This is a genomic window from Chitinophaga sp., from assembly GCF_017745275.1.
Taxonomy (GTDB): domain Bacteria; phylum Bacteroidota; class Bacteroidia; order Chitinophagales; family Chitinophagaceae; genus Chitinophaga.
Map to the genome: position 1 here is coordinate 337,566 of NZ_JAGHZS010000008.1, position 17,463 is coordinate 355,028.

16 protein-coding genes are annotated in these 17,463 nt (G+C 44.0%); 8 read left to right on the forward strand and 8 right to left on the reverse strand.

Translation table 11 applies throughout. The features are described 5' to 3' along the window. Window position 1: 1 nt before the first annotated feature. From J7623_RS24725 to carB, 5 genes are all read right to left on the reverse strand, one after another. A complete protein-coding gene (locus tag J7623_RS24725) occupies window positions 2-1,210 on the reverse strand; it encodes a TonB family protein (RefSeq protein WP_291925521.1) in 1,209 nt (402 codons plus the stop codon). After that, window positions 1,203-1,781: a sigma-70 family RNA polymerase sigma factor gene (locus J7623_RS24730; RefSeq protein WP_291925523.1), complete on the reverse strand. Its 579-nt coding sequence runs from the start codon at window positions 1,779-1,781 to the stop codon at window positions 1,203-1,205. Before J7623_RS24730 ends, J7623_RS24725 begins: the two co-directional genes overlap by 8 nt. A gap of 162 nt (window positions 1,782-1,943) precedes the next feature. Then, window positions 1,944-3,458, reverse strand: coding sequence for a bifunctional phosphoribosylaminoimidazolecarboxamide formyltransferase/IMP cyclohydrolase (gene purH / locus J7623_RS24735; RefSeq protein WP_291925525.1), 1,515 nt, complete (start codon window positions 3,456-3,458; stop codon window positions 1,944-1,946). 176 nt (window positions 3,459-3,634) lie between these two features. Next, window positions 3,635-5,734 carry a ComEC/Rec2 family competence protein gene (locus tag J7623_RS24740; protein ID WP_291925528.1) on the reverse strand — a complete coding sequence of 700 codons (2,100 nt, stop codon included), beginning with the start codon at window positions 5,732-5,734 and terminating at the stop codon, window positions 3,635-3,637. A gap of 505 nt (window positions 5,735-6,239) precedes the next feature. Further along, window positions 6,240-9,056, reverse strand: coding sequence for a carbamoyl-phosphate synthase large subunit (carB, locus tag J7623_RS24745; protein WP_291925530.1), 2,817 nt, complete (start codon window positions 9,054-9,056; stop codon window positions 6,240-6,242). A gap of 251 nt (window positions 9,057-9,307) precedes the next feature. Here carB and J7623_RS24750 point away from each other — a divergent pair, with 251 nt between their 5' ends. From J7623_RS24750 to J7623_RS24770, 5 genes are all read left to right on the forward strand, one after another. Then, window positions 9,308-9,565: a type II toxin-antitoxin system HicA family toxin gene (locus J7623_RS24750; RefSeq protein ID WP_291925532.1), complete on the forward strand. Its 258-nt coding sequence runs from the start codon at window positions 9,308-9,310 to the stop codon at window positions 9,563-9,565. Then, window positions 9,562-9,906 (forward strand): type II toxin-antitoxin system HicB family antitoxin, encoded by a 345-nt coding sequence (locus J7623_RS24755; protein ID WP_291925535.1) that lies wholly within the window; start codon window positions 9,562-9,564, stop codon window positions 9,904-9,906. The genes J7623_RS24750 and J7623_RS24755 overlap by 4 nt, the downstream gene beginning before the upstream one ends. Window positions 9,907-10,123: 217 nt before the next feature. Beyond that, window positions 10,124-10,363 (forward strand): hypothetical protein, encoded by a 240-nt coding sequence (locus J7623_RS24760; RefSeq protein ID WP_291925538.1) that lies wholly within the window; start codon window positions 10,124-10,126, stop codon window positions 10,361-10,363. A gap of 53 nt (window positions 10,364-10,416) precedes the next feature. Further along, the gene (locus tag J7623_RS24765) at window positions 10,417-11,343 is read left to right on the forward strand and encodes a DUF692 family multinuclear iron-containing protein (RefSeq protein WP_291925541.1); all 927 of its coding nucleotides are present in this window, start codon (window positions 10,417-10,419) and stop codon (window positions 11,341-11,343) included. A gap of 5 nt (window positions 11,344-11,348) precedes the next feature. Continuing rightward, window positions 11,349-12,002: a hypothetical protein gene (locus J7623_RS24770; protein ID WP_291925544.1), complete on the forward strand. Its 654-nt coding sequence runs from the start codon at window positions 11,349-11,351 to the stop codon at window positions 12,000-12,002. A 3-nt stretch (window positions 12,003-12,005) separates the two neighbouring features. On the opposite strand, the gene J7623_RS24775 is transcribed toward J7623_RS24770, so the two are convergent. Beyond that, window positions 12,006-13,160 (reverse strand): MFS transporter, encoded by a 1,155-nt coding sequence (locus tag J7623_RS24775; RefSeq protein WP_291925547.1) that lies wholly within the window; start codon window positions 13,158-13,160, stop codon window positions 12,006-12,008. Between the two features lie 26 nt (window positions 13,161-13,186). Then, entirely contained in the window at window positions 13,187-13,933 is a 747-nt protein-coding gene (locus J7623_RS24780) for a DeoR/GlpR family DNA-binding transcription regulator (protein WP_291925550.1), read from the reverse strand. 83 nt (window positions 13,934-14,016) lie between these two features. Between J7623_RS24780 and J7623_RS24785 the strand changes: the two genes are divergently transcribed. After that, window positions 14,017-14,553 carry a 5'(3')-deoxyribonucleotidase gene (locus J7623_RS24785; protein ID WP_291925552.1) on the forward strand — a complete coding sequence of 179 codons (537 nt, stop codon included), beginning with the start codon at window positions 14,017-14,019 and terminating at the stop codon, window positions 14,551-14,553. Window positions 14,554-14,670: 117 nt separating this feature from the next. Here the strand turns inward: J7623_RS24785 and J7623_RS24790 are convergent, their stop codons facing one another. Continuing rightward, window positions 14,671-15,276 (reverse strand): helix-turn-helix transcriptional regulator, encoded by a 606-nt coding sequence (locus J7623_RS24790; protein WP_291925555.1) that lies wholly within the window; start codon window positions 15,274-15,276, stop codon window positions 14,671-14,673. 503 nt (window positions 15,277-15,779) lie between these two features. On the opposite strand from J7623_RS24790, the gene J7623_RS24795 reads away from it, so the two are divergent. Further along, window positions 15,780-16,052: a hypothetical protein gene (locus J7623_RS24795; protein ID WP_291925559.1), complete on the forward strand. Its 273-nt coding sequence runs from the start codon at window positions 15,780-15,782 to the stop codon at window positions 16,050-16,052. Between the two features lie 190 nt (window positions 16,053-16,242). Further along, a complete protein-coding gene (locus J7623_RS24800) occupies window positions 16,243-17,388 on the forward strand; it encodes a hypothetical protein (RefSeq protein ID WP_291925561.1) in 1,146 nt (381 codons plus the stop codon). Window positions 17,389-17,463 lie beyond the last annotated feature (75 nt).

Here is a 17,463-nt window from a genome sequence, read left to right on the forward strand (position 1 = left end):
GTTACTCCTTTTCCACTGTAAACTTCACTCTTACTTTTACTTTGGCAGGCTTTCTGTCTGAAGCAGGTGCCCATGCAGGTCCATCTTTGATAACCCTGATCGCTTCCGCATCACAGGCGTCATTGAGGTGGCGAAGGATCTTAAAGTCCTGCAGAGAGCCATCCGGCATAACGGTAAAGGATACACGTACAGTACCATTGTATTTATTATCCGGGTTAACTGTTTTGGTCCGGAGATAGTTGTCATAGGCCGTTTCTCCTACTATGGGAGCGGGTGCATGATAAACTACTTCATCATCCGCATTACCTTCATTGGTGACACTTACACCTGCCACTGTTCCCTGTAAAGCTCTTTCTACACTGCTGGCGCTATCTTTCTGAATGACGCTCATTCCACGAATAGTGGTAGACGCCGCTGTACTATATCGCTTCCGCTGGACGCCATAACCGGTAATCACTACCTCATTTAAATTTTTAGACTGCGTATCAAGATTGCCTGCATTTGCATTACCATCCAACCCATTTTTTTCCTTTTTGGCATCAGCGGGAACCTTGAAATAATTCTCATGTGCGGGTTCCTGTTTCTTTTCAGGTGCAGTTACCGGCACTGTTTCTACAGATTTATTAACCGGTGCCGGTACAGGGCTATACGCTCTGGCTTCAGGTATGGCAGCCGGAGCTGGTTCTTCCGCAGCAGCAACGCGATCTTCCTTTGCCAGCGTTCCCGCTGCAGGAGCAGGAGGGGTTACCTTTTTAGCGGGTTGATCGGCGCTGGCCAATGCTGGCGGCGCGGGTACTGCAGGTGATATGGCGCTGCTTTCGCCTTGTGGCTGGGAATCAGGCACGGAGGAGGCAGCCGGAGGTGTTACGCCGGCAATAGGCGCATGCTGTTGTTGCTCCCACAGGAACCAACCAGCAGAAAACATTAATAACAAGATGGCGGCAGCGGCGACCCAGCGATAGTATAGTGCCCGCACCTTTCCTTTTTCCGGTGCTACACGTGCTTCCAGCCTGGAAACCAGGTCAGCCTGATGTGACTGCTGCTCCGGAGCGTGCGAAGCATATCCTTCCAACGCATCGGCCAGGAACGGATCGTCCAGGGCCTGGCGCTCCAGGTCGTGCATCGCCTTATCGTCCAGCTCTCCGGCCAGGTACTGGCGGATGAGGCCGGCGAGGGCTTCCGGTTTTATATGTGGTCGCTTATCAGACATCTTGTTTCTCCATACATATTTTCAGGTTCCGCTTTCCGTTCTGGATGTAGCTTTTAACCTTGTTCATGTCATATCCGGTGATGACGCTTACTTCCCGGTAGCTTTTCTCCTGTAAATAAAACAGGTCAACGCTACGTTTTTGTTCTTCCGGTAAGGTTTCCAGACATTTCTCCATACTCCGGAGGTTGTCTTCCAGCGTCATTCCGTTTTCATGATGCCCTATTTCTTCATTTTCCACAACAGGGTGATCATCTATTGATACTTGTCTTGATTCCTTGTTTTTCATGGCCCGCAGCTTCATCAAGCAGTGGTTGCGGGTCAATACGTGGAGCCAGCTTTTAAAATTCTGGACTTCATGCTGCTTCAGTTTGCCGATCAGTTCCTCAAAGATCTGCATTACTGCGTCCTTACTGGCTTCTTCATCAAAATATTTCAGGCATACTCCATATACCAGGTTCATATAACGCTGGTAAAGTGCTGCAAGAAAATCCAGTTTGCCGGTGGTTTTATACTCCCGGATCAAATCTGCATCATCTGCATCCTGCATGATATTTTGTTGAATAAAGGACATCTGGAACAGCTATTAGCTTTTTGCCGCTAGCTTTTAGAATTATATTGATTTACAAGCCAACAATACTATTATTTTTTTTCGAATGTTATGCAGTTTAAATGGGAAAGCATCGGAAAAATCCGATGCTTTCCAGTTTTTATTGCTAGCAGCTAAAAGCTAACATTAGTGTCTGAAATGTCTCATGCCAGTCATCACCATCACCATATCATGTTCTTTGCAGAACTCTACGGAGTCATTGTCTCTTACAGAACCACCTGGCTGAATTACAGCATTGATACCGTTTTCATGAGCAATGCTTACGCAATCATTGAATGGGAAGAAAGCGTCAGATGCCATCACAGCGCCTTTCAGGTCAAAGCTAAACTGTCCGGCTTTTTCAATAGCATGACGTAAAGCATCGATACGGGAAGTTTGTCCGCAACCTTTACCGATCAGTTGTTTGTCTTTTACCAGGGCAATGGCATTAGATTTCAGGTGTTTGCAAACAATATTGGCGAACTCCAGGTCAGACTTCTCCGCTGGTGTAGCCGGACGGGCGCCTACTTCATTCCATTCTTTGTAGTTGCCGTTGTCGCTGTCTTGCAGCAATACGCCGTTCAATACGTTTTTGAACATGTATTTGCTTTTCACCGGTTGTTTTTGTTCCAGCAAAATGCGGTTCTTTTTCGCTTGCAGCACAGTGAGAGCGTCAGCGTCAAATCCTGGTGCAATGAGGATTTCGAAGAAAATTTCGCTGATAGACTCGGCAGTAGTTTTGTCGATTATCTTGTTAGTGACCAGTACGCCACCGAAAGCGCTTTCCTTGTCTCCAGCCAAAGCAGCTTCCCAGGCTTCTTTCAGGGTATTGCGGGAGGCAATACCGCAAACATTGGTATGCTTGATAACAGCGAAGGTAGTGGCTTCAAACTCCTGGATCAACTGACAGGCTGCATCTACGTCTACCAGGTTATTGAAGGATAATTCTTTACCATGCAGTTTGTTGAATATTTCATCCAGGTTGCCGTAGAAAACGCCACGCTGGTGAGGGTTTTCTCCATAACGGTTTACCTGTCCCTGTGGAACAGAGAGCTGGAAGTTAGCACCAGGTTCGTTATTAAGGAAATATTGAGAAATGGCAACATCATAGTGAGCGCATATTTCAAATGCTTTAGCAGCAAAGCTTCTGCGGTCTTCAATGGTAGTGGCACCATTGTTATCGGTTAATACTTTTTCAAGGTCAGCATACTGATTTTTAGAAGCCACAATCACTACATCTTTATAGTTTTTGCCGGCTGCACGGATCAGGGAAACACCGCCAATATCAATTTTTTCGATGATAGTTTGCTCTACAGTGGTGCTCTTTACTGTTTCTTCAAATGGATACAGGTCTACAATCACCAGGTCAATTTCAGGGATCTGGTATTCTTTCAGTTGTTCCAGGTCCTGCGGGTTATCACGACGAGCGAGGATACCACCAAATACTTTTGGATGCAGGGTTTTAACACGTCCACCCAAAATTGAAGGGTAAGCAGTCAGGTCTTCAACTGCTACACACTTCACGCCCAGGTCCTCGATAAATTTTTGCGTACCGCCGGTAGAATAGATGGTAACACCTTGTTCACCCAACTTTTTAACAATGTTCTCCAGGTTATCTTTATAGAAAACGGAGATCAAAGCGGATTTAATTTGCTTTTGCATGAATGGAAAACATTAGAAATTAATAACATAGGCTCCCTGGTCTGGAACCGAAAAGAAGCGCAAAGTTAACACCTAACAATCATTTTTCCATTTATCAGCCATATTTGGTAATAAAAACAGCATTTTTAAGATGTAAACAGTTATTAAATAGTCTTTTATTTCGCCATTCTTTTCTACTACGGGAAACTGTGCACAAACGCTCCCTCCTTTTCAATTGAATAGTATTTCCATCCCAGGGTATCGCAGGCTTGCCGCCATTTTTCCAGCCGACGCGGGCTATTGGAGGCTGCAAAAATAAGGGTGTCAAATTCATACCATGCATTTAATGATTTGATATCGGGTAATGCATTATGCGTAAGAAGTATATAGTTCACCTTTAATTTTGTTTTGGGGAGATAGGCAGGCAGTGCGCTATCTATCATTAGTAACCGTTTACCCTGGAAGCTGATACAATGTTTATACTGCTGAAAAGCGGGGAGGCGGCCGGGATGCACGCCCAAGTCATTTCTGGCAGCTGTAAGTGAGGCGGCGGCCGGGAGTTGCCAAATGCTGTCATCTCCGGCAAATTGCACCTGCCGGCCTTGTACGCAGTCAATTGCCGTATAGCCGGCTACGTTATAAACAATTATTTTGCACTGGATATTTCTTTGAGTGGTTCTGTAAGCCTGGGCAGCCAAAAACGCCCATACACCCAAGAGCGCCCACCAGCGGCCTGTTTTCCAGCGAAGTAGCCACCAGGCTGCTAAAGCGGCGATTATTCCGTACAAGCAAGCCGTTTGCAGCAGAGAACAATCAATATTTGTAATCAATGCATAGGGTAATTCTCCCAACCATTTTACACTGACATTCATGTACCTGATCGCATATTTCAACGCGGTTCCCAGCCATACCGCTGGTGTCCGGAATGGAGCCAGGAACAACAAAATCGCTTCTCCATAAATAATCACAGTAGACAAGGGAACTGCTACCAGGTTGGCTGGAAGAAAGTAATTAGGGAACTGGTGAAAATAAAACAGGCTAACCGGTGTAGTCATTAATTGAGCAGCGAGAGACAGGGCTATCATTTGCCAGATAAGATCAGCCCATCTTCTTCTCATCTCCCAAAGCTCATACAATGGCTGATAAAAAAGTAAAATGCTGAGTACCGCCAGGTACGATAACTGGAACCCTGCATCTATGGCCAGATAAGGATTTGTACACAACAACAGGGTAGCAGATGCCGCCAGTGTATTATAAATGCTGCTATGCCGCTCCAGCACAAAACGCCCGATCGTAATGCCTGTAAACATCACTGCAGAGCGCAATACAGAGGCAGATGCACCGGTGAGTAATGCAAAGCCCCATAGCACTGCCAATATCACTACAGCCTTTCCGAGGTTCGCCCATTTGTGTGCTGGCAACCATTGCAAACACCATAGCAGCGTGCCATACAGCAGGGCCAGGTGCATCCCCGAAATAGCGATAACGTGTACAATACCGGTGTTGCTGTACGCCTGTACCACCGTTTTATCCAGGTCCGGGCGATAGCCAATAAGTAGTGCTTCGGCCATACCGGCTTCCGGACCGTTGCCAATATATTGCTTTAGGTTATGCAGACAATAGCCTTGGGCCTGCAGCAATAACCGGTGGATGATATTTCCCCTGTTGCGGGACAGCCGGTAACAGTCTTCCGCACGCAGGTACAACTGATGATAAAGCTGTTGGGTAACGCAGTATTGCCGGTAATCAAACGCGCCGGGATTACCCGTGTTTTTAATCATTTCCGGGCGTTTCCTGACAATGATTTCATCTCCGTATACAATATTAGCCAACGAGCTATCCCGGGCAAAATAAAGCAGCAAATAACCATTTACAGGGATCCATTGATGATGTTCATAAACAGCAATTACCCGGGCTGTTGTTTTAAAAGAACGGGGCTTCTCCTGTACTGCTTCATTCACCCGCAATAAAAGTAAGGAAGAATCAGTAGCTGATTGCCCGAAAAACCCTTTCCGGTGGCGGATATCAGCCTTATACAATAAAAGGCTGCCACAACAAAACAATAGCATGCATATCCACACGCCAGGCAACCAACCGATTGCAAAGCGCCACTGCAGCGGCAATAAGCGAAACAGGAGTAGCCCTGAAACAGGGATACCAGTTAATAATAACAGGAAAACAGGTGATAAAGGCAATAACAACTGACAGCTTATTCCTCCCAGTAATGGTAATATGATGCGTAAAAAAGGAATGCGTTTCCAACACATCGTAACAAACAATGTTGATTCAAAATGCATGTGGGGTTAACTTTTATGATACACAAACCTCCTCCTTAATTTGCATTAAAGTGTTTCAAAAATGTTAAATGCATGAGATAGTATGTATATATGATATCTTGAAAACTTTCTCCTCACTGCAAAAAACAGCAGGTAACTAGCAATTAATACTAACTATTTAAGATATTAATAATCAATTAATAAAGAATTATTGAAATTTTCATCTGTTATTGATTAGTTAACATCTCTTTTAAATATAATATTATTTGTAAACTGCATTACCGGTCACGCTATTTGAATCTTACCAGATTCAATAGTCGTGTCTTTAATGGTTATTTTGAGGGAAAAGAAGGAGCCTGATTTTTATCAGGCTCTGTTTTTTTATGGCTATAAGCTTTTAGCAATTAGCTGTCAGATTAACACGAATAAGCAGGTATTTATCTTCATAAAACAGAAAGCCATCGAAGCAATGCTCCGATGGCTTTTTTATTTTTCCTGGTAAAAGCTAATGGCTAACTGCTAAAAGCTATTTGCTCAGGTACATGCTCTTTTCTTTGAACAATTGTCTGAAGTAAGGATCACGCAAGTCTTTGATAAAGCGGATGGCTTCACCGGTCGACTTCATTTCTGGTCCCAGTTCTTTGTTTACGCCAGGGAATTTATTGAAAGAGAACACTGGCTCTTTAATGGCAAAGCCGGTGAGCTTCTTTTCAATGGTAAAGTCCTTCAGCTTATTGGCGCCAATCATCACTTTGGTAGCAATGTTCAGATATGGTACCTGGTAAGCTTTTGCGATAAACGGTGTAGTACGGGATGCACGTGGATTGGCTTCAATCACGAACACATTACCATCTTTAATGGCAAACTGGATGTTGATCAGGCCTTTGATGTTCAGTGCACGTGCAATTTTCTCTGCATAGTATTCCATGGTGGTTACTTCGATCGGCGACAGGTTGAAAGCCGGCAGCAACGCGTGGCTATCACCACTGTGAATACCTGCTGGTTCAATGTGTTCCATCACACCCATTACATGGAAATCGGTACCATCAAAGATACCATCTATTTCTGCCTCCTGGCAACGATCCAGGAAGTGATCAATCAAAATTTTGTTGCCTGGTAAATGTCTCAGCAGGCTCAGTACAGATTCTTCCAGCTCTTCTTCGTTGATCACAATTCTCATACGCTGACCACCTAATACATAGGATGGACGCACCAGTACCGGATAACCTACTTCTTTCGCTACATCAATGGCATCATCTGTATTGTATGCCGTACCATACTTAGGATAAGGAATACCCAGGTCTTTCAACATGTCAGAGAAACGGCCACGATCCTCCGCGATATCCATGTTATCGAAAGAAGTTCCGATAATCTTCACTCCTTTCTCTTCCAGTCTTTTCGCAAGTTTCAGTGCTGTTTGTCCGCCGAGTTGCACAATCACGCCTTCTGGTTTTTCCAGCTCAATGATTTCCCACAGGTTCTCCCAGTACACCGGCTCGAAGTACAGCTTATCTGCCATATCGAAATCAGTAGATACGGTTTCAGGGTTACAGTTTACCATGATAGCTTCATAACCACAATCCTGGATAGCCTGTAAGCCGTGGGTACAGCAGTAGTCAAACTCAATACCCTGGCCAATCCTGTTCGGACCCGAACCGAGTACAATGATTTTTTTCTTATCTGTTTTGATGCTTTCGTTTACTGTATCGAAGGTAGAATAGAAGTAAGGTGTTTTTGCTTCAAATTCGGCACTGCAGGTATCCACCATTTTAAAAATACGGGTGATGCCCAGTTCTTTACGTTTAGCGTATACTTCATCCTCGTCACAATCACCGAAGAGCACAGACAGTTGGGCATCTGAGAAGCCCATTTTCTTGGCATCTTTCAGCATTTCCACTGGTACGCTTTGCAGGTCATGTTCCAGCAGTTGTTTTTCCAGGTTCACGATATCCTGTATCTGGTTCAGGAACCAACGATCAATGAAAGTCAGCTGGTGAATATGTTTTACAGATACACCCGCCATCAAAGCATCTTTAATACGGAATATCCGATCCCAGGTGGGACGTTTTAATTTCTCGATCAGTTGCTCGCTCTTCAGGAGTGACTTACCATAGTAGCCGAGACCGAGTGCATCGTTCTCAAGGCTCTGGCAGGCTTTCTGCAGTGCTTCAGGGAAGGTACGTCCGATAGACATTACCTCTCCAACTGATTTCATTTGCAGTCCCAGGGTATCATCTGCTCCTTTAAATTTATCGAAGTTCCAACGTGGCATTTTTACGATAACGTAATCCAGTGCTGGTTCGAAGAAAGCTGAAGTAGTTCTGGTGATCTGGTTTTCCAGTTCATCCAGGGTATAACCAATCGCCAGTTTAGCAGCGATTTTTGCAATCGGGTAACCGGTTGCTTTAGAAGCCAGTGCAGAAGAGCGGCTCACGCGAGGATTGATCTCGATCGCAATCAGTTCTTCATTTTCCGGGTTCAGAGAGAACTGTACGTTACAACCACCGGCGAAGTTACCGAGGTCGCGCATCATCATCATTGCTTTGTTACGCATGTCCTGGAAAGCAGTATCGCTCAGGGTCATGGCAGGTGCCACAGTGATAGAATCCCCGGTGTGAATACCCATTGGGTCCAGGTTTTCTACGGTACAGATGATAACTACGTTATCATTTTTATCACGCAACAGTTCAAGTTCATATTCTTTCCACCCGAGTACGGCTTTTTCAACCAGTACTTCGTGAATAGGAGAAGCTTTCAAACCGCGGTCCAGGGCTTCATCCAGGTCTTCTTTGCTGTGTACAAATCCACCACCGGTACCGCCCAGGGTAAAAGAAGGACGGATTACCAGCGGGAAGCCTATTTCCTGCGCAAATTCTTTTCCTTCAAGGAAAGAGTTAGCTGTTCTGGCGGGTGCCACCGGGATACCCAGTTGGATCATCCACTGACGGAACTGTTCACGGTCTTCTGCTTTGTCGATCGCTTTAATGTCAACCCCAATCAGGCGAACATTATTCTTTTCCCAGATGCCCAGTTCGTCTACTTCTTTACAAAGGTTCAGCGCAGTTTGCCCTCCCATGGTGGGTAATACGGCATCTATCTGGTTTTCTTCCAGAATCTGCTCAATGCTTTCCACGGTCAGTGGCAGCAAATAAACCTTATCGGCCATCATAGGATCCGTCATGATGGTAGCCGGGTTGGAATTAATCAATATCACTTTAATTCCTTCTTCCCGCAGCGAACGTGCTGCCTGGGAACCGGAATAGTCAAATTCGCAAGCCTGACCAATAATAATGGGTCCAGAACCGATAATGAGAACAGATTTGATAGATGAGTCTTTTGGCATTTGTGTAATCTATTGAAAATGAAAAACCAAATTGATTTTCCTGCCGTATGAGGGAACAAAAAAATCGTGCAAAGTTACGGGTTTTGAAGTTTATAAAGCGAAAAAAAATTTGTTTGCAGCGAAGTTTTTTTCGGGAAAGGATTAAATACACGAAGTTTTATATGGGAAAAATATATTACATAATATGTAACTAAAATTTAGTTGCAAAATTAATACGCATACTGTAAATTGCAATAAACATCCATTGCCCCATGTCTAAAAGAGAAAAACTCATAGCACGGCTATTAAGCAAACCCGTAGACTTTACTTACGCCGAATTGATAAAACTAATGGCAGCTTTAGGCTTTGAAGAAGAGACTTCAGGTAAAACATCAGGGTCAAGAGTGGCATTTATAAACAGCAGCACAAAGCAGATTATACGATTACATAAACCACACCCAGGTAACATTCTCAAACGTTACCAGATTTCACAACTAATAAATGAACTAAAAAACCTCGAACAACTATGAAAAAAAAGGGCATGCTGCAATACAAAGGCTTTCTGGGCAGTGTTCATTTCAGCGCAGAAGACGACGTTTTCTTTGGGAAAATTGAAGAAATAGATGATCTGATCAGCTTTGAAGCCAGCACCGTAAAAGACTTACATATATCATTTGAAGAAGCAGTGGAAGACTATCTGGAGCTATGCAAAAAAGCCAATAAAGAACCTTTTAAACCAGCAAAAGGATCATTCAATGTCAGAATATCTCCGGAGCTTCACAGGAAAGCGATACACACTTCAAAACAAATGCATTTAAACCTGAATCAATTTGTACAACAAGCAATAGAGCGTGCCGTAGCCGCCTATTGATGAGTTTACCGGTTAGCAGGTAGTTCCTGCTAACCACATTTCCCGTATAAATACTTATCTAGTTCTCGTCAGATTCCCTTAACTTTATTATCCGCAGTAAAGCACTGCGTACGACACCCCAAAAACGACTGGCACTATAACTACAACAGCCCTACATGCAGGGAGTATTACTATCTGTTTTTAATAAATATTTTACACACCCCAAAAACCACATGTCATGCGTACAGCTGAAATTCACTACGGTGAAAATGGTCACGTAGATGTTGCCGTTCCTAAAGGCACCAAACTGGAAGACATCACCAAATTACAATCTATGGTGATCAAACAAATTAACCCCCGTGGTTGCCAGGCTTGCTTATCCGGCGTACACTTCAACATCCGGGAAAAACTGGAAGAAGTGATCAGAGTAGACCTGGATAAAATGGCCGTCATTAAAAATGTGGCAGCACAACATTAATGTAGTCCAACCGTCCCGGCTTATACCGGGACGGTTACTAAATCTTCTCTCCCATGTCACAAGTCATATCATCTGCGAGGGTAGGACATCTTTATCAGCAAACCATCCCACAACTGGGCGTAGGATTGCTTTACAACCCTTCGCTTGAATTATACCTGCAGGCTTGCCCGGATAGCTGCGACTATGTAGAAATCATCCCGGATATGTTCTGGACAGACCGCGGCAATGGCCAACCGGAACGATTTGAAGAAATTGAATCCTGGATGAATGTATTGGATAAAATAGCCGCCCACTACCCGTTAACATCGCACAATATTTCCTACTCTCTTGGCAGCGCCGGCATCTTCGATAAAGCCTACCTGGAAAAAATGAAAGAATGGCATCAACGCTATGGATTCAAATGGCATAGCGATCACCTGTCGTTTGTAAAAGTACATAACGATCAGCAGGAAGAACACAACGCTGGCCTGGCTGTTCCTGTACCTTACGATTACGAAGTACTGGACATGATCGGCGGCAGAATTAATGCCATTAAACGCGCCATTCCTACCCCTTTCCTGGTGGAGAATAATGTATACTTCATTGACCTGCCTGACCAGGAACTCAGCGAAACGGCGTTTCTGAATGAACTGTCAAATGATACGTCTTGCGGGCTACTGCTTGATATTCACAACGTATATACCAACGCCGTGAATCATCACTTTGACCCAAAGGAATTTATCACACAACTACAACTGGACAAAGTGATTGAAATTCATATTGCCGGCGGCAATGAACTGGGTGGCATGTATACTGATTCTCATGCAGGGCCTTGCCCACCGGCAGTTTGGGACCTACTCGATTATACGTTACCGTTAGTTCCTAATTTATGCGGCATCACTTTCGAGTTTCACGAATCTTACTTTCACCTGTTGCAGTTCGACGGAATTACACGCGAACTTAACCGGGCGAAAGCAGCCTGGCACCTTTATCATACCTGAAACATATGTCACTCTTATCTTTTCAGAAGGCTTTGACAGATTTGATTGCTTCCCCGCAATTATGCCTGCAAATGCGTACCAACCCGGCTGATATACTACCGCGATACGATTTGACGGATCGCGAAAAAGCCCGCCTGCAGGCAGTCGTACATCAACCTGGGATGTCTGTTAGTTGTACGCTGTATCGCGTAAACAGGATTACACCTATTTATACGATGCTTCCCTATACCTGCTTTTTGCTAGGCCCGGCGCTGGTTTCGCAGGCAGAAACATTTTGGCAGGTACAACAAAAATCTGATTTACAATTTAAGCGGGAAATCACGCTCTTTGGTGAATTCTTACTACAGCAAATAGATGCAGGAATCCTCATCAATCCTTATCTGCGGGAAATTGTAGCCATGGAGTTGGCCATTAATGAATTGAATTTTCTACCAAGAGAAGCGTTGCTGAACGCACCATTGAATGAGCAGGGCATACACCCGCTGGTAAGATTTATACCTTTTGATCATTCGCCGGAAGTCTTGCTCACTGCGCTCGCCAGCATGCAGCAACCATCCATAGTGCTGCAAAAAGATGCTTACTGGCTGGTGATAGATCATCGGGAAGAAGAAATATCATTCAGCACACTGCCCCGTATAAACGGCGCAGTGGCTGTGTAAGTATTATATTTTTATCCTGGAAGACATGACCGCAATAGCTGCTCCCATTACGGCAATCAAGGTAAAGGCCACACCGAGACTGGTAGCCTGTGCCACAAATCCGATCAATGGAGGGCCAAACAGGAAGCCCATATAGCCAATGGTAGATACGGTAGCCAGTGCCATACCAGGTGCAATAGTGGTGGACTTTCCGGCAGCACTGTAAACCAGCGGCACCACTGCAGAAACACCGGCACCTACTAACATAAATCCAAACATCGCCGGGAAGAAATAAGGAAAAATAACCGCAACTATTAAGCCGGTGGCGGTAAGTGAGCCACTTAACAACAGCATTTTTTTAACTCCAAATCTCGTGGTCAGGTAATCTGCTATGAATCGTCCGGAAGCCATGGTACTCATAAATGCGGCATAGCCGGCACCAGACAACCCTTCTCTTACTAATAATACTCTTCTGAAATATACTCCGCCCCAGTCGAACATTGTTCCTTCACAGATCATAGAACACATGGCAATAATGCCTAGTGTTAGCAGGAAATTATCCGGCTTTGCAAACAAAGACGGCACCTTGTTTTCGTTAGGTACCCGCAATACCAGGTGATTCATAGTCAACAACAGGAGCGTCCAGGAGATGCCGGCAATGATTAAAAAATGGTACACCGGTGCCATATGGAAGCCTGTCATGGCTGTACCAATGGCGGCACCGGTAAATCCTGCCACGCTCCATAAACCGTGAAAGGAAGCCATGATAGACCGACCGTACATCGCTTCTACGCCAACCGCCTGCGTGTTCACGGAAATATTAGCCATGTTGCCGCAAAAACCGAAAATCACCAGGAGAATACTCAATTCCCAGGCAGTGTGCGCCAGGCCCAATGTAGGCAATACCGCTGCGTAGGCTGCTGCCGCAATCAGTAACATCTGACGGCTGCCATATTTAGATATCAACACACCTGTTAAGGGTAATGCAATCATAGAGCCTACGGGCAGCGCCAGTAATAAACTACCCAATCCTGCGTCGTTGAGGCGCAGACTTTGCTGGATATCCGGGATCCGGGAAGCCCAGCTGGAAAAACATAAACCGGTAAGAAAAAATAAAGCACTTACCGCAATACGGGTGGCTCTTTTATTAATCATCACCATCGGTACATCCTGTAACATCTTCGGTAAGATAAAAATTAAACGGATTAAATTACCTGTATACCCAGGTCGCTATAAGGTTTCAATGAAGGCAGGTCCGGATTATCCGTGATAATGGTATCCAGTAATGTGATATCGCATACCTTGAAAGGCTCTGCTGTCCCCATTTTGTCACTGGTTGCCAACGCTACTCTTTTGTTGGACGATGCCATCATCACACTTTTCACATCTGCTTCGCCCAGATCCAGCCCGGTTACGCCCGCATCCGGGTGCAAACTGCAAATACCGAGGAAGCAAATATCTGCCCGTAATTTTTCGAGCATGCGGATGGTATCCATGCCACCGGCAGTTCTGGCCTCTTTACCAATTAATCCACCGGTAAAAATTAATTCAATGGCAGGGTGTTCTATCAACTGCGCCAAAATAGGTACGCTGTTCGTGATCACCCGGATATGCAGGTTAGGAGGAAATAATTTAGCGAGCATTAAGGTGGAAGTACCACCATCCAGCATAATGGTTTGTCCATTGTGCAAGAAAGTCAACGCTTTGAGCGCCATCTGTTTCTTATCATCTTCATGATACTGGATACGTTCCATAAAAGAGTAAGGATTCGGCGAATGCGGGATAGCACCCCCTCTTACTTTGATCAGCTGCCCGTTCTGCGCTAAGGATTCGAGGTCTCTGCGCACGGTGTCTTCAGATACCTGCAGATCGCTGCTCAGCTCCGCCTGCAACACTTTATGATCTGTTTGCAGCTTTTTCAGGATGTAATCCAACCTTTCCTCTTTCAACATACTCATGCTATTTTCTGCAATATTATGAAATATTTTGCAATAATTTGCGAAATATGGCATAAGTTTGCAAGAAACAGCAAAATATGGCACGAATAGCAATTGATATGGACAATGTAATGGCAGACCTTACACAGCACCTGCTGGATGTATATGCCAAAGAGTATGGTGAGGTGATAGACCCGGAACGTATGAATAACGTACCAGAAGGTAGTGCCTTACCGGAAGGGGTGGCTCATTATTTATTGAGACAACCAGGATTTTTCCGGAACATTCCTGTAATGGCCGGTAGTCAGGAAGTGGTAAAAGCCCTGACAGAAAAACATGAAGTATTTATAGTATCTGCTGCAATGGAGTTTCCATTGTCATTAGCAGAAAAGCTGGAATGGCTGAATGAGCACTTTCCTTTTATCAGTTGGCGCAATATCGTATTCTGCGGCTCCAAAACTATTGTGGAAGCTGATTACATGATTGATGACCACGACAAAAACCTGGCTTCTTTTAAGGGCACTCCTCTCCTGTTTACCGCTCCGCATAACTTACCTCTGACGGCTTACCAACGGGTAAATAACTGGGAAGAAGTGGCTGCTTTTTTTGCAGTAAATAATGTGGAAGCAGTGTGAGGTAACCGCTTACCTGGGGAATATTGCATCTTATTGCAGCTTCCTGCTGCGTTCTCCGGGTAAGCCTGTTAATAGTAGAAATGGGCTAAACATTGCTGGCATACCGTTACACATTTCCTATTTTGAATGATTTTGTTTGCGACAGGCGGTTAACTCTTTTTTTGTTTGTACCAGTTCATCCCGCAGTGCGGCATGACTTTTCAACAGCTGATTATATTCTTCCAGCTGTTTATAATATTTCTCTCTTAACAACATCATTTCTTCACTGTCTGTATTCCTGGACTCCTGGAGTATGCCGGGATTCAGAAAAGCATCCACACTCATATCCAGCCCTTTAGCCACGCGGTCCAATTCATCAGGCGAGAAGGTTTCTTTTTCAAAGAGGTTGTACATAGTGCGCCGGCTCATATCCAGCCGGGTAGCAAGTTTACTTTTATTGAGCCCCTTTTCCGCAATGATATGCTGAAGGCGCTCCCCGTGATGGATACTTTTCCCATTGGTGATCTGCATAGCCCCGCTCCATCTCATAAATTCATCGGAAGTAATGCCAATAAGTGCACAAAAGCGCTCCATGGTGGCTCTTTTCATGTCACTTTTACGCAGGTGATAGTGTGCGATCTGGTTGGTGAAACCAGCCATAGCAGCGAAGTCCACTATTTTAATTTTCTTCTGCTTCAAAATCTGTTTCAACCGGTGTCCCATGTGTATCAGGCTCGACTGCATCCCTTTTCATTTTAAATTATGATGCTACATACAGGTTATGCCTGTCGTATTATCGTATAATTTAACAATTAATATTTCATTTTGTAAATAAAAATATCAATTTAACGAAAAAAATATAAGTCTGTAAACAGCCCTGGCTAACCATCGGCCTATCTAACTGTGATGTGTATACGCAAAAAAGCAATGATAAATATTTCTCAATTTGAACACCGAAAAACCACATTGAGAATAGTATTAAAATACATGACATTTGTTGTGTAAAATATACACATCAATTATCTGCTAAACAGCTCAAAATAACAGAAACAAAATCCTCCCAAACAGCCTGCCACACTACATTACATGAATTATCATTTTTTTTCTTGAAAGTAAAATTTTATAATTATAAATTGCATGATTATAAATATATTTGCTTACACTAAAATCGTACGTTTTAAACATGCTCATTCTGACACAAATGCTGTTGTTAACCATATCCAATCATACAGTAAATATTACCTTCTATGAGTAAAGAACCAATCAATGTTCTGCTGGACATCCACACCAAGCTTTCTGCACTCCCAATTATTTTCCGGGAAAGGGTATGTGAAGAATGCAATTGGAGCACCCCCACGTTCTATCGCAAAATGCGCGGAAGAGATAAGCCCAATCCTAACGAGAAAGGGAAAATTATTCCCGCACTCAGCAATGCCGAGAAGCAAAAAATTATTGAGATTATGGAAGAAGTGTATGCAGCAGGCGATGAATACTTTGAGAAATATAAAAAACTCTCCTGATAACTACGGAAGTCCTTCATCCCCTGTTCTGTAAAAACGCATTCCTTAAGTATGCTTGCAATAGTAAAGCCTTGTAACCTACCCCAGGTATACAAGGCTTTACTTTTTTAAATAACTACCAATAAAACTGAAAACTAAGTTTTTCTTTTTAAAACTAAATTCTTAGTTTTAAGATTATAAAACTCTTTTTATGCATCATTGCCTAACCCGCCTTCTTTATATATTACTCCTGGTCACAGCCACACCACCCGCATTCTGCCAGCAAAGCATAGACCGCACCCAGTTAATGGAATACCTGCAGAACCAACAATATGAAAGCGCCATCAGTTATTTACAACCCAGGGTGGCAGATAACAACGTATCCCAGTTATCACTGCTTGGATACACTTATTATCTCTCCGGTAGAACAAAAGATGCAGTTACGCAATATGAAAAAGTGCTGCAGCTCGATAGCAACAATATTCCCGCTCATCAATACCTCGCCACCATCTGCCTGCAAATGGACGCTCCACAACTTGCTATTCCACATTATCTTGAAATCATCCGGTTACAGCCCACCAACGCCACGGCGTATAAGCAACTCAGCTTTGCCGGCTTCGCTGCGCAACAGCAGGATAGCGCCTTTGCATGGTTGCAGAAAGCCTGGCTACTTAATCCTGCTGATCCTAAAGTAACTGCCCGCCTGGGAGAAGAATGGATAGCCAAAGAACAGTATGCACTGGCAGATAGCATCCTCCGGGCTTTTTTACAAAAAGATTCCACGCAGGCTTCCGTAGTAATGACAGCTGTAAGGTCTGCATGGTTCCTGAAAGATTATCTCCGTTGCACCGCCCTGGGCACACAACTCATGGATATGAAAGTGATTTCTCCCAACACCTTCAGCATTGTAGCAGCCGCATGGTATACACTGAAGAAATATCAGCCATGTATTAACGTTTACGAATACATGCAGGCCAACAGGGCGCAGTCAGAAAACATTATGTACTACGCCGCACTGTCATATACTGCTTTGAAAAATTATGAGGCCAGCAATGAATTATTAAGTGCCTGCATTGACATGGCTACTTCTAAAAGTCTTGATAGCTATTACGGTGGTAAATCCGCTAATTACGAAGGACTGCATCAATACAAAGCAGCAGTTGCCAACCTGGATACTGCCTTCTATCTTTTTCATAAACCCGTGCGCCAATACGGCATTGGCCGTATTTATGATGTACAACTAAAAAATAAACCACAGGCCATTATCCACTATAAACGCTTCATGAAAACAGCCGACAGACGTGACCCACAGGATGCAGAGATTTACAAATACCTGCAATCATATGTTGAAAAATAATCTGCTTTTAACATGATTTTTTAGATTATCTCTACTAAAACATCTGGTTTTTCTTAAATTTAAACCCCGTTAGGA